General features: G+C 55.9%; 12 protein-coding genes. 8 read left to right on the top strand and 4 right to left on the bottom strand.

The window, feature by feature from the left end; all coding sequences use genetic code 11:
• The first annotated feature begins 2 nt into the window (after positions 1-2).
• The 5 genes from nosD (at position 3) to ACK3SC_RS16490 (ending at position 5,686) form a co-directional block, all read left to right on the top strand.
• Positions 3-1,382 carry a nitrous oxide reductase family maturation protein NosD gene (gene nosD, locus ACK3SC_RS16510; RefSeq protein ID WP_416841332.1) on the top strand — a complete coding sequence of 460 codons (1,380 nt, stop codon included), beginning with the start codon at positions 3-5 and terminating at the stop codon, positions 1,380-1,382.
• Positions 1,369-2,409, top strand: a complete 1,041-nt coding sequence (locus ACK3SC_RS16505) for an ABC transporter ATP-binding protein (RefSeq protein WP_416841331.1) — start codon at positions 1,369-1,371, stop codon at positions 2,407-2,409. The genes nosD and ACK3SC_RS16505 overlap by 14 nt, the downstream gene beginning before the upstream one ends.
• A complete protein-coding gene (locus ACK3SC_RS16500) occupies positions 2,406-3,308 on the top strand; it encodes an ABC transporter permease (protein ID WP_416841330.1) in 903 nt (300 codons plus the stop codon). Before ACK3SC_RS16505 ends, ACK3SC_RS16500 begins: the two co-directional genes overlap by 4 nt.
• Positions 3,309-3,442: 134 nt before the next feature.
• Positions 3,443-4,033, top strand: coding sequence for a nitrous oxide reductase accessory protein NosL (locus ACK3SC_RS16495; RefSeq protein ID WP_416841329.1), 591 nt, complete (start codon positions 3,443-3,445; stop codon positions 4,031-4,033).
• Positions 4,034-4,444: 411 nt separating this feature from the next.
• Positions 4,445-5,686, top strand: a complete 1,242-nt coding sequence (locus ACK3SC_RS16490; RefSeq protein WP_416841328.1) for a digeranylgeranylglycerophospholipid reductase — start codon at positions 4,445-4,447, stop codon at positions 5,684-5,686.
• Positions 5,687-5,716: 30 nt separating this feature from the next.
• Here ACK3SC_RS16490 and mobA read toward each other — a convergent pair whose 3' ends face one another.
• Complete coding sequence (gene mobA / locus ACK3SC_RS16485; protein WP_416841327.1) at positions 5,717-6,349, bottom strand: molybdenum cofactor guanylyltransferase; 633 nt, start codon at positions 6,347-6,349, stop codon at positions 5,717-5,719.
• Positions 6,349-6,780, bottom strand: coding sequence for a molybdopterin-dependent oxidoreductase (locus ACK3SC_RS16480; protein WP_416841326.1), 432 nt, complete (start codon positions 6,778-6,780; stop codon positions 6,349-6,351). The genes mobA and ACK3SC_RS16480 overlap by 1 nt, the downstream gene beginning before the upstream one ends.
• 1,086 nt (positions 6,781-7,866) lie before the next feature.
• On the opposite strand from ACK3SC_RS16480, the gene ACK3SC_RS16475 reads away from it, so the two are divergent.
• Positions 7,867-9,381 carry a binary toxin-like calcium binding domain-containing protein gene (locus ACK3SC_RS16475; RefSeq protein WP_416841325.1) on the top strand — a complete coding sequence of 505 codons (1,515 nt, stop codon included), beginning with the start codon at positions 7,867-7,869 and terminating at the stop codon, positions 9,379-9,381.
• A gap of 88 nt (positions 9,382-9,469) precedes the next feature.
• Here ACK3SC_RS16475 and ACK3SC_RS16470 read toward each other — a convergent pair whose 3' ends face one another.
• Positions 9,470-10,393: an LLM class oxidoreductase gene (locus ACK3SC_RS16470; protein ID WP_416841324.1), complete on the bottom strand. Its 924-nt coding sequence runs from the start codon at positions 10,391-10,393 to the stop codon at positions 9,470-9,472.
• 57 nt (positions 10,394-10,450) lie between these two features.
• Positions 10,451-10,939 carry a TRAM domain-containing protein gene (locus ACK3SC_RS16465; protein WP_416841323.1) on the bottom strand — a complete coding sequence of 163 codons (489 nt, stop codon included), beginning with the start codon at positions 10,937-10,939 and terminating at the stop codon, positions 10,451-10,453.
• Positions 10,940-11,359: 420 nt separating this feature from the next.
• Here ACK3SC_RS16465 and ACK3SC_RS16460 point away from each other — a divergent pair, with 420 nt between their 5' ends.
• Positions 11,360-12,223 carry a ParA family protein gene (locus ACK3SC_RS16460; RefSeq protein ID WP_416841322.1) on the top strand — a complete coding sequence of 288 codons (864 nt, stop codon included), beginning with the start codon at positions 11,360-11,362 and terminating at the stop codon, positions 12,221-12,223.
• The gene (locus tag ACK3SC_RS16455) at positions 12,220-12,606 is read left to right on the top strand and encodes a hypothetical protein (RefSeq protein WP_416841321.1); all 387 of its coding nucleotides are present in this window, start codon (positions 12,220-12,222) and stop codon (positions 12,604-12,606) included. Before ACK3SC_RS16460 ends, ACK3SC_RS16455 begins: the two co-directional genes overlap by 4 nt.
• The last annotated feature ends 551 nt before the right edge of the window (positions 12,607-13,157 follow it).

Genomic DNA, 13,157 nt, shown 5'->3' with positions numbered 1-13,157 from the left:
ACATGAGTATCCCGGTGAGTCGATTGTTCGCCGTCGTCGCCAGTGTCGTTCTCATCGCTGCCGGCATCGGCGTTGCAACCGTCCCGTCCCAGTCCCAAACAGAGACTGCAGTCGCCTTCGATGCACCGGTCCCGAACGAGTATTCGTTCGACGGGCCGACTGAATCTGGTACTGCAACCATCGGAACCGAGACCTACACGTCACTACAGGCCGCTGTCGATGCCGCAGAACCGGGTGACAGAATTCGACTCAGCGGTGAGTTCGACGAGCGCATCGTCGTCAATACGTCGAACATCACGCTCGTTGGGGCACCTGGTCTCACCGCCCGAATCGACGGAAACGGGTCTGGCAACGTCCTCACGGTCAATGGAGACGACGTGACGGTCGAACGCGTGTGGGTGTACAACGGCGGGTACGACACCTCCACGAACGATGCGGGTATCTGGGTCAACGGAACAGACGTGACAATTCGCGACAGTCGCGTGACCGACGCGACGTTCGGAATCTGGCTCAACGGCGTCTCTGGCGTCCACATCGAGAACAACACCATCGTCGGCCGTGAGGGCGTCGAACCGCGGTCGTTCCGTGGCAACGGCATCCAAGTCTGGAAATCGGACGGGGCGACCATCGTCGACAACCGCATTACCGACGCACGCGACGGCATCTACTACTCGTGGGCATCCGACGTGACCGCTCGGAACAACACCTTGTGGGACCTCCGGTACGGCGTCCACTACATGTACTCAGACGACTGCACCCTCGTCGACAACGTCGCGTTCGACAACGACGCGGGATACGCCGTGATGCTCTCAGAGCGCATCAACGTCGTCGGAAACGTCGCCGTGAACAACAGCGGAACGAGTGGACACGGTATCTTCCTCAAACGAATCGACCACTCGGTAGTCAGCGGAAACGAGGTCGTCGGCAACAAAAACGGGATGTTCGTGTTCAACTCAGTCAACAACACGATTTCCGAGAACCTCTTCCTCGAAAACCGAGTCGGCGTCTACTTCACTGCCGGCAGCATCAGCGAGAACGTCTCCGAGAACAGTTTCATCAACAACGACGAACAGGTTCGCGCACTCGTTGGCGAACTCATGGAGTGGAACGGAAGCACGCGAGGGAACTACTGGTCCGACGCGCGTGACTCCGACGTCGACAACGACGGCGTCAACGACATCCGGCATCGACCGTCGGGTCTCGTCGAACGCCTCACGTACGAACACCCGCAGGCCACCGTCTTCGCGTCGAGTCCGGCATTCGACGCGCTCAGACTGGCCGAGAGTTCGTTCCCGGTCATCGAGGTGCCTGGAATCGTCGACCACCACCCGCTCACCTCACCACCCCACGAAGGATGGAAACGATACTATGAACGCGATTGAAGTCTCCGGTGTAAGAAAGGAGTATAGCGAGATAACGGCACTCGACGGGCTTTCGCTCGCCGTCGAATCGGGGACGACTTTCGGACTCCTCGGAACGAACGGCGCGGGAAAGTCGACACTGTTCAAACTCCTCGTCGGTCACATCCGGCCGGACGACGGAACGGTGTCGGTGGCCGGAACTGACGTGTCGGCCGCCGGGCCGGGACTTCGGAGTATCGTCGGCTACCTGCCTGAACACGCGGGGTTCCCCTCGTCGCTTACCGGTCGAGAAGTACTCGCGTTCCACGCTCGAATGCACACGCTGTCCGAGGCGGCGAGTCGAATCGACGCCGTCCTTTCGGTCGTCGGACTCTCGGACGCGGCAGGTCGGCAGGTCGGCGGGTACTCCAACGGGATGACCCGACGACTCGGACTGGCCGCTGCGCTCCTCTCTCGGCCTCGAATCCTGCTGTTGGACGAGCCGACCGCAGGGCTCGACCCGCGAGGAGTCGCGGACTTCCACCGCGTCATCGAGCGTCTCGACGCCCAGTCTGACCTCACCGTCGTCATCTCCTCACACGTCCTCTCGGAAATCGAGTCACTCTGTGAGCGGGTTGCCATCCTCCACGATGGACAACTCCGAGCCATCGGCGACATCGACGAGTTGCGTCGTGAGCTGACCGACGAGGTTCGCGTCCGGATTCGTCTCGGGGACGCACCATCTCTCGACGACGTGCAGGCAATCGCCACTGCTAACGGGGGGTCGATTCACTCGACAGACCACGACGGCGACGTGGTCTTCGTCGACTGCAACCCAGACGACGTTCCGAACCTGCTGACCGAACTCACCGAGGCCGTCCCAATCGAGGGCTACGACGTCCGCGAACCCGGGCTCGAACGCGTCTTCGAGCAGGTGCTCTCCGACTTCGAACAACACGGTGACCTCGGCCAACTCCACATTGGGGACAATACACGACAACCCGCGGCAGAATCACGACAACCCACGACGGAATCACGACAACCCACGACGGATGGTGAACGCGCATGAGCGACGACCAGCCACCGACCACCATTCGTGAACCCGACGGCGGAGTGACGGCAGCGTTGGACAGTACATCCGAGACCTCGGGGTGGGCCGGGTTCCCGGTCACAGGGCAGATACTCACAGTCGCCCAGTTGGAGTACCGACTCTCGCTTCGGAGTCGGTGGACGTTGGCGCTGACGACACTGTTCGGCCTCCTCTCGCTTCTGGTCGTCGGATTCGGCGGGTCTTCACCGGGGCCAGTCCGGGTCGATGCCGTCATCGTCAGCCTCGCCTCACTGGCGACGTATCTCGTCCCACTCGCTGCGTTGGTCTACGGGTACGACACCATCGTCGGTGCAGAAGAGACTGGGTGGCTCGATATGGTGTTCGCGCTCCCTGTCTCTCGCGGTCGGGTCGTCACCGGTGCGTTCCTCGGACGTGCGGCGTCTCTCGTCGGGGCCACGGCCATCGGATTCGGAATCGGTGGCATCGCACTCTTTCTCCGCGCCGACACGGTTCCGTGGAGTCTGTACGCGAACGTCCTGTTCGGTGCCGTCACGCTGGGATTGGCGTTCCTCGCTATCAGCGTCCTCGTCTCCACCGTGGCAGCAGAGAAGACCCACGCACTCGGAATAGCGCTCCTCGTGTGGGTGTGGCTAGTCTTCGGTCACGATCTCGCCGCACTCGGACTCATCGCCGCCTCCGATCTCCCGAACGTCGCACTCACAGGTCTCGTGCTCGCGAATCCGATCGATATCTTCCGTGTGTTCGTCCTCTCGGGAATCGACGCGACCGGCAGCGGGATGGCAGCAGTCGTCGCCAAAACCGACCTTTCGACGGCAGTTCTCGTCGCCAGTGCGCTGGCGTGGGTCGTCGTCCCTGTCGGGGTTGCGGCGCGGGTAATTCGGCGACGGAGCCTCTGACGAGTATGACATCCATGAACAATTCAGAGCCCCAAACGACTGATGGGCTGGCAACAGATTACGCGGGAGCCACAGATTACGCGGGAGCCAGAGACTGCGCGGGTGCTACAGATTTCGCGAGAACCACAGACTCGGTGAGTAAGACCTACCGAACCCGTCGGAATCTGCTCAAAGCAGTCGGCATCGGCGCAGTTACCGGGGTCGCTGGCTGTCTTGGTGGCGGAGGCGCGGACGACGAACAGATTCCCGAGCCTATCGACCTCTCTGGCGGCAAACAAGACGACGCCGGCGGGATGATAATCGGAGACCATTTCGGTCCAAACGGGCAGATATTCTACCGTGATAACTCGCCTGACGGCCACGACAACCCCGCGTGGTTCCACACGCTGAGTATGGGGCTGTTCCCGTACCACTTCGACCGAGAGCGACAGGGGTGGAAGGCGCTCGCAATCTACGTCACCGATTACTCAACCGTCGAATACGACCTCGTCGAAGAAGCAGGAGAGACGTTCATATCGACGCACACCGCTGCAGATACCTTTGGTGACGCCACAGAGATGACCTACGTCGTGAACAGTGACGTTCACGGCGGGATGGGCAAAGAACTCCATCCGTTTTCGTCGGTCGACGATGCGGCATCGTTTGCATCCGAACACGATGGGTCGACAGTTTCGCACGACGAGATAACACGGGAGTGGCTTTCATCGTATCTCTCCCGTATGTAATCACGCAAAATCGTGGAAGGTTCTCGAAAGGACACCAAGACGACGATAAACATCCATTTTCAAAACACATATACAAACCGAAATATACATGATACCTATCAAAAATCTGTGATAGGTACATTAACGAATACTGTAGTTTAGGCCTGTATCTGGCTTGGATTTATACTACTGTATTTCAGTACAGGTAATTTATACTGAAATTTGATACTATTATGCCACCTCGTTTTTGTACTATTATACTGTTTTTTGATATAGATAGAGACGTAGTTTTGGTTCTGTTTGACCATTTTGAAATTGGAACGTTCTCACACTCGAATAGGCGCAATATTCAATTTCCCTCTCGTCGTTGCCCTAACACGATTTCGAACACCGACAGAGATTGTGGGTGGCAAACCTCACCGGAGACCAACGATGCCAAACTCCCAGCAAGACCACTTCGACGTTGTAATCGCCGGCGCAGGCCCGGCGGGTGCACAGTGTGCTCGCGACCTTGCGAGACGAGGATACGACGTCGTCGTCCTCGAAGCAGAGAGCGAAGACGAGTTCCCTCGGCAGAGCAACAAATCGACAGGTGGAACGTTTCCGGCGATGTTGTCGTCGTTCGGGATTCCTGACGACGTCGTGATGAACTACACCGACAACGTCGTTCTGGAATCCCCAACCGACCATTTCGTTCAGTATCAGCCAGGCGGCGTCCTCGATTTCCCCAAGTTCAAGCGGTTCCTCGTGAAAGACGGCCAGTCCGCAGGAGCGGAGTACCGCTTTAGCTCCCGCGTCAACAAGCCACTCGTCGAAAACGGAGAACTGGTCGGCGTCCAGTACGGAGGGAGTAACGAGGTGTACGGCGACATCGTCGTCGACGCAACAGGACCAGCCGCAGTCCTCTCGAAACAAGTCGGTGTGAGCACACTCGAACGGAAAAACCAGGCCATCGCCATCGAGTACGAGATGGATGGTGTCGACCTCGACCATGACGGATACGCTGACCTGACGGATGCGATGATGCTCCGTCTCGACCACGATATCGCACCCGGCGGCTACTCGTGGATATTTCACACTGGCGGGGACACCGCCAAAGTCGGCCTCTGTTATCTCCAAAACGACGCCTTTCGCAAGTACGCCACCGACGGGATGCGTATCGACGACTACCTAGCGTACTGGCTGGAGTCAGACCCGCGGTTCGAGAACGCAGAGCGCATCGCTGGGCGACACCATCGTGGGTCTGCACATTTACAGCTGCCAGAGCGGTTGAGTACGGACAACTTCATGGCCATCGGAGATACGGTCCCCACCGTCGACCCTGTCTGGGGAGAAGGAATCAACGCGTGTATGAAATCAGGTCGGGCCGCGGCTATCACTGCCGACAACTGCTTCATCGCCAACGAAGTAGACACCTCCGCAGCGAGTTTGTCAGCCTACGACGATCGGTGGCACACCGAAGTCGCACCGAAGATGAGAATCCGACTGCTCATCAGTCACATCCTCTACAGTGCGCCCAACGACCGACTCGACACGTTCATCCGAGACCTCGGCCGTATCGACGCTGACGAGTTAGAGAGCGCTGACAGCGGGAGTATTCGGTCACTCTCAAAACTCGTGCATCTCCGTGATATCCCGCTCATCGCCCGGGTGATTCTGGCATCTCGAACGTAACAGCCTCTGACTCTAATATCGGTCCGGCATCTACCGAATACAGTTGTCTGCAATAGACTCCTCGGTGAGGGCTGCAAGTTCTGCCTGTGTATTGACGTTCGTCACAGCGGTCGCCAGTTCTGGCCAGGAGTCGGTACGAAGGGATCTCACAGTTGGAAGGACATCCAAGAGACGTTGTGGCCCAGCGTCATGGGGAATCTCCGGGCGGCATGCTCGAATCGACGCTGTGCGATACGCGGCAAACAATGGTTCACGATGTCCCCCAGCTGTCGGAACCACAGCATCGACGGTCGCAGTTGCGTGGTCGAGAAGCGTCAGTACTGCTTCTTGCGAGACGAGCGGCATGTCGCACCCAGTGACGACAACCCACGGTGTGCGAACTTCTGCAGCGAGCGCGAAGAGCCCAGCGATCGGCCCCACGAAGGAGGCGTCGTCAGAGACTGAGGGGACATTCGGGTGGAGTTCGAGAATATCGTCGGCATGTTCGGAGGAGCTGACAGCCAGCATCGGTGCCGTGCCAGTCACATCACGAAGCGTCGAGACGACGTGTGTAATAAGCGGGTCTCCGTCGAAGCGTGCGAGCGCTTTGTTCTGGTCACCGAACCGAGTGCTTTTGCCGCCAGCAAGAACGACACCGCGTACTTCGTCTGGCGACACTCCCATCACGCCTCCGCGTCGTCTATCTTCGGATGTCGTTCGAGCGACAGTGGATCGGTGTCGGAGTCCAACGAGACTGCCGCTACTTCGACGACTTCTTTGACCGAGCGCATTCCGTCGATCCCGGGCACAACCAGCCTCGGTTTCGCTAACTGCGCTCCGTCTTGTTCTAGCGCAAGCATCCCAGAGAGCGCGTCACCGATTTCGACGTAGACGTGGCAGTCGTCGTCGCTCGTGACCGCGAGGTGCGTCGTGTCTGGGGAGGCCTCGGAAACATCGAGAAGTTCGCCGATGGGGATGCCTACCCACTCCGATTCGTGACGGGGTCCAGAGGCACACGAGACTGCGACTGTTTGTGTCTCGTGTGGAAGGGAGTCGAGTCTCTCCCAATCGAGCGATTCCGTCTCGTGCCCGTGAACAAGTACTGGCTTCGTCATGGCTTCAGTATAGGATACATCTCTCTCGGAGTAGTTGAATCTGCGGACGATACCCACGAATCGTGAATGTAACTTCTTTTTAATAGAGTACCACACTGAACGTCTTCGTGGGTTCTATTTTCGTAAATCTCGTAGAAACTGCGTCAGCGGTAGTTTGTTGGGAGGGGCAGCATCAGCGGGATACCGTTGTGGACTCGTTTGGGGGGACTTCGTCAGTTGAGTCCAGTGGGGGGGACTGCGTCAGCGGGGGGGTTGCGGGTAGGGGTAAGTCCCGTTAGGGACTCTTTGGGGGGTACCCGCGTCAACTCCCTGGAGGAGGGTGCTGTCGCGGGTTCGGTTGGGGAGGGTACCTCGGGGCCATGGGTGAGGCCATCGAAATTACGCTGAATTTCACGCCGAGGTTGTCTTCGTCTCTTGACTGCTCGCGGGGAGCGGTACCAGCCAAGTCTTCGGGCCGAATTCACCGGGTACGGGGGTGGCATCGGTGTTCTCGGTATCGCCAGCTTCGGGTTCGTGATCCGGTTGGGGACCGTTGGCGACATCGTCGGTACGACCAATGTCTGTGCAACTAACGTACGCGGCTGTAACCGCAGCTGCGTCCGCACTGAACCGCCGTCGAATCAGTGTGTTGCACATCGCATCCTCACCTATAGGAGGAGGGATGATAATGGGGGAGAGTCGTTCCGACAGTTTTCCGTCCGACAACAGTTTCGATGCACTGTTTCGACTGTTTCAGTCGGATTAATTGAATATTTACGCCCGATTACGAGTGGATTGTTGACAGTATCCAATAACCAGCAGAAGGGCATCAAACGCCTCAGTGAAGGCTATCACGGGGTTTTTGGAACTGTTTTAGACGAACGTACTACCCCACGAGCAGTTTGAATTGGGATTCGTGTCGGTTTCAACAGGCAGATTCACACACTAGTCTCTGAGATCGAAGCCGAGAGTGTGCAACCCCCGTAGAACTATTGGAAGGTATGTACTTCTTTGGGGGAAGAAATTCATTATTTTGTGATTATTTGCCCTCAAACAGATAAACAAAATATTATACGGTCAGAGAATCGAAAAACATTGAACGAGAATATGCCACCTCTTAGCGCCTCGCGGTCTGGATTCACCCTCATCGTGGTTTTCCTCCTCCTCATCGCAGGTGTCGCACCTGCAGTGTCTCAAACCGCGACAGGCGTCGAGATCCGCGCTCTCGAACACACTGGACCGGGTGTCGTCGCGTCCGAAGATGGGCGGACGTTCGTTACGGCGTGGCAGCCTTCGAGTATCTCCGTCGTGTTGGTCGCCCAAGAGGGAGTCTACGATGTCTGTGTCCACACGGAACGCGGTGATGCTACGACTGCGCTCGGGTGTCAGCAGATTCAAGCAACAGGGACCGAACAGCGGGCCAATTTCGACGTCAGTGAGTGGCCGGTGAACGCAACCGGTGAGCAAGTCTTGGTTGCCGAAGTCTACAATTCTGCAGACGGTGAGACAGTCACATCTGCCAGTCACCCCCTCACCGTGTTCCCTGCCGAAGGAGATGCAGACGGGGATTCGCTCGGAAACAAACGCGAGTTGGAACATGGCACCAGTATCCGTGTTGCAGACACCGATACTGATGGACTCAACGACGGGGCCGAAGTGAATCGCTACGAGACAGATCCAACGAGTACCGATACAGACGGTGACGAACTGAGCGATGGCGTCGAAGTAAACGAACACGGGAGTAACCCCACAGAAGTCGATACGGATGGCGATGGCCTGGAAGACGGGGTCGAAGTCACCACGTACGCAAGTGACCCCACGACTGGAGACACCGACGGCGATGGACTCATCGACAGCGAAGAAGTCCACCAGTACCAAACTAACCCGACGAGCGAGGACACGGACGAAGACGGGCTCAAAGACGGCCCAGAAGTCAATATCCACGAAACGAGCCCGACGGCGAAAGACACGGACGGTGACGGACTCAACGATAACGAAGAACTGAACCGGTACGAAACGAACCCAACTGAGGTCGACACCGATGGTGACGGACTCGAAGATGGGAGAGAAGTCACGGTAACCAACACGAATCCAAACCAAGGAGATACCGACGGTGACGGTATCGGTGACGGAACAGAAATCGAAGAAGGGACGGACCCGAACAGTGCACCGGGGTCGAACATCAACCCAATCGACACCATCCAACCGATGGTCGTCATCCTCGTTCTCAGCCTCGTTGCACTCATCGGTGGCGGATTTGCAGTCGCGTCTGGGAGAGTGCGACTCCCGAATGAAATTGTCAGGATTGCCCAGAGCCCTGAGAGAGACGCAGGAACAACACCAGCGCAGTCGGGTGAACCAGCAACTGAGTCACAACAGTCGCCTGAAGAGCCGCTAAGCGACGAAGCACGTGTCTTCAAACTGCTCGACCAGCACGACGGCCAGCTCCGACAATCTGCCGTCGTCGAAGGCACTGGGTGGTCGAAGTCGAAAGTGAGTCGTGTCCTCTCGCGGATGGCCGACGAGGGAGACGTCACGAAGATAAACATTGGCCGGGAGAATATCGTGACGCGACCGGATTCGGTCCCAGAACACGCGAAATCGCCGTTCGAAGACCAATAACGCGATGGGGCGAGCCTAACAAAACATCGAGGCGATATTACAAATCAACGAGGGAACTCTGACCGCACTCAAACGGGGCAGTCTACGTCTATATTTGTTTCATGACCTGCTCCGAGAACGTTGTCAGCGCGTTTTCGGGGTCGTCACCACGCAGTCCAACGATGACGTGGTCGACACCGAGTTCATCGAGCTGGTCGAAGTACTCGCGGAACCACTCAGTACCGGCACGGAACCCCTGATGGATATGTTCCGGCCCAGCGTCTGGGCTCTCCGCAAGTTCGACTTGAACGGCCATCGTAAATGGCGTCTGACCTGCCGCATCACGCCAATCTGTGAGATAGCGTTCCAGTGTGTTCTGTGGAAGTTGGTAAAAAATCCAGCCATCACCGTTGTCAGCGATCCATTCGAGAGACTGACGGGCGTACCCAGTCGGAAGCAGTGGCAACGTCTCTGTCGTGGGATTGGGGACGACAGACAGTTCCCCATCGAGATTTCCCCACGGTGATTTCACCACCGGGTATTCCTCCTGCCAAACGGTTCGGAGGAGGTTCACACTCTCCCGGAACAACATTCCTCGGTCTTCTGCGTCGATGCCGAAGGCTGGGAATTCAGGGTCGCGGTCGCCAGATGCAACACCCAAAACGAGCCGCCCGTTCGACAGTTGGTCTACGGACGCTGCTGCCTTTGCGACGTGAAGTGGATGTCGAAGCGGAAGGACGACACTTGCAGTTCCGAGTGCGATTTCGTCAGTCGCCGACGCGACGTGTGTAAGCCATGGCCAGACGTCGAACGTCTGGCCTGCATCGCCAAAGGAAGGCCAGTAGGTCGGCACGTCACGGACCCAAAGTCCGTCAAATCCGAGCGATTCTGCGAGAGAAGCGAGTCGACGTTCTTCCACAGAGTCGGGCAGCTCTTCGTGTTGATTTGTGAGTGGAAATCCCGTCCCAAAGGTAAGCGCGTCCGTATCGAACAGACGCCGATACCCGCGATTTTCGTGAGAATTGACTGGCAAATGGTGGAAGTGGGTCTTGTTTTCAGTTGCGCCTCTCCAAATCGTAACGCTCCGAAGTTAGCGAACCGTTGCCTCACTGATCATCTCGGCGAAGGCCACGGTCTGTTTGACGTCGGTGATTTTGACTTCGGCCTTATCTCCCGGGCGAGCGTCCGGCACGATGATGACGAACCCACGTTCGACTTTCGCGATGCCATCGCCCTGATCACCGAGTGTGTCGATCGTGACCGTTCGGACGTCACCTTCTTCGACCGGTGGACTTCGAGCACCCGATGCGTGAGAAGCCGATGGTTTTGGTGCTGAGTCTGTCCGGTTCCATTCCTGCTCTGACTGTGTCGTCTCCGGTTCAGTTGAGGGGGAAACCGTGTCGGGTTGCTGAGTGGTTTCGGATGCGGCCGCCGTCAACAGGGCGATCCGATACGTTTCAGCCGTCGAAAACGACCCATTCTCGACGAGTTCTTTCGGAATCGGGACCACGTACCGGTTCCCATCGCGCTCGATTGTTGTTTCGAACAAGAGCCGAAGAGAGTCTGAAATATCTGTCACTATCCCGAATATGGGGAACAGTGGCTTAAATCATATTGAATGTCGAAATAACGATACGAATAGTATGGGTGCCGTTCGAAGACAACGTTCAGCGGGCAAGGGGTGATTGTTTTGAGAATCACTTCAAGAAACATCTAGATTATTTGGATAATTTTTCCGTTGGCAGGACTGTTCTCCTGTAATAATATTCCCCAGGCACACATTGAAATAATCAAAGGTTGAGTAGATTATCCAAATTATCCAACTCAGCGGATTAATTGATTTCTGCATCTTTGGATGTTCTCCTCTGTGAAATAGCATCGCAGGTGTGGTGAGTTTCTCAAATTATTTAGATTATCTAGATTATTCACCCATTCAAAATAACCATAATTATTTCAAGAATGGCGACAATCACTGAATGCGATACAACTCCCACTCACCATGTCACGCGCAGTCAGTGTATGTCTCCTGAAAGGTGGTATCGGAAAATCAACGACGTCTATCAACCTCGCACGGGAACTTGCCCACCGAGAGAACGACGTACTCCTCATCGATTTGGACCCAAACGGTCACACGACCACAGGCCTCGGCTATGGCGACGAGTTCTATTCAGAGGCACATCTCGGCGACGTACTCCTCGACGATGCTGAGCTCGAACCCACTGAGCTGATTTTAGACACCGACTTCGAAATCGACCTGTTGCCATCGAACGACCGTATCGAGCAGGTCGAATCCGACCTCGGTGGAGTGATGATGGGGTCTGCGCGTCTCAAACAGCGAGTCGTCGACCCGCTCTTGGGTGACGAATATGACTACATCGTCGTAGATTGCCCTGCAGCGCGTGGGAAGCTAAACGACAACGCACTGTATGCAACGCAGAACTTGGTGTTGCCGATGCGGCCTGAATCTGGCGCACTCTCGGGACTCGAAAAGACCGTCAAACGACTGATTCAACCAGCTCGAGAGCACTTCGAACTCCGTATACTCGCCGTCGTTCCAACTGACCTTCGTGACCGACTCGACCACGCGCGACCGACTCGCCGTCTCATAGAAGCGCTCGTCTCGAAGCCGAATATTTCTTCGAAGCTACCGAACTTCGGATACGTCGACCCAACGTTCTTCGAAGAAGTCGACAACGGAACCTGGGACGACGACCTCCCAAAACCGGGAATCCGTCACCGGTCGGCTATCGACGATTCGATTCGTGAGCATATGCCACTTCGAGATTACGACAGTTCGTGTGACCAACTCGAGTGTTACGACGAGTTAGCAGAAATCATCGAAACAGGAGAGGTAGACCGATGAGCGATCCATTTGGAGACCTGGACGCAGCGATGGGAGACAGCACGGCCACGAGTTCGAAGGCTGAGCCTGCGACTGAGCCCGAGCCAGAACCGGAAGACGAACCACAAGAATCAGCAGCAGTCGAAGCAGATCCCTCTCCGAAAGAAAAACCAGCTTTCGAATTCGACGAAACCGTACACAAAGCCCTCTACGTCCTCGAAGAAGTGGCAGCAGAGTTCGACGACATCATCACCTACGACGTCGAGCGAGAACTCACTCGTGAGCATGGTCTGAAAAACATCAAAAAGAGCGAGCTTCATAACGCCGCGCTTTCGGTCGTCTCAGAACATCCCGACCTGATTGTTGAACGTGTGCTCGAACAACGAGAACTCGACGAGGAGTAGAAGATTATCCACATTATGCAGATTGTGTAGATTAGGTGAGTTGGGATTTTTAATGCGCAGGCTGATGACACCGTAGCACTGTTCTTCGCCTCGACAAATCATACTGAGGTTCAACACACAGACTGGTAGTGAAAGAATTTACATTTCTTAAATAATTTGGGTGGTCCAGATTACGCACAGTATCTATCTTGTCCAAATAATTGGAATAGCTTACAGGATGTAGGTTGTGCGAATTCTTGTCGCCCTCGTCAATTAGTGAGATCTCTGGATACTCCACACAACCTATGCTCAGTGTGGAATTCAAAGTCTTTGAAGAATCAGAATTATATAGAATACCCAGAACTTGTGGATTATCCAAATAATTTACACAGCCTATATTATTCAAAACAGCCAGGTACTGGAGAACATTCATTGTAGAAGCGACTCTTGGGCACTGTGAATTATTTAGATAATTCACTAACGACTAACTGATAGCGTCTATGAATGCACGTATCCAAGCTATGTAGATTGTCCAGATTTTCTAAATTATTCGAATAATCAATACGATCGGT

The sequence above is a fragment of the Haloferax sp. DFSO52 genome, from assembly GCF_048158745.1.
GTDB lineage: Archaea > Halobacteriota > Halobacteria > Halobacteriales > Haloferacaceae > Haloferax.
This window is presented reverse-complemented; position numbering and strand designations above follow the sequence as displayed.

Coding starts and splice junctions, on each gene's coding strand:
- ACK3SC_RS16490 (WP_416841328.1), top strand. CDS start 4,445: ATGCCAAACTCCCAGCAAGACCACTTCGACGTTGTAATCGCCGGCGCA.
- mobA (WP_416841327.1), bottom strand. CDS start 6,349: ATGGGAGTGTCGCCAGACGAAGTACGCGGTGTCGTTCTTGCTGGCGGC.
- ACK3SC_RS16505 (WP_416841331.1), top strand. CDS start 1,369: ATGAACGCGATTGAAGTCTCCGGTGTAAGAAAGGAGTATAGCGAGATA.
- ACK3SC_RS16460 (WP_416841322.1), top strand. CDS start 11,360: ATGTCACGCGCAGTCAGTGTATGTCTCCTGAAAGGTGGTATCGGAAAA.
- ACK3SC_RS16455 (WP_416841321.1), top strand. CDS start 12,220: ATGAGCGATCCATTTGGAGACCTGGACGCAGCGATGGGAGACAGCACG.
- ACK3SC_RS16475 (WP_416841325.1), top strand. CDS start 7,867: ATGCCACCTCTTAGCGCCTCGCGGTCTGGATTCACCCTCATCGTGGTT.
- ACK3SC_RS16500 (WP_416841330.1), top strand. CDS start 2,406: ATGAGCGACGACCAGCCACCGACCACCATTCGTGAACCCGACGGCGGA.
- nosD (WP_416841332.1), top strand. CDS start 3: ATGAGTATCCCGGTGAGTCGATTGTTCGCCGTCGTCGCCAGTGTCGTT.
- ACK3SC_RS16480 (WP_416841326.1), bottom strand. CDS start 6,780: ATGACGAAGCCAGTACTTGTTCACGGGCACGAGACGGAATCGCTCGAT.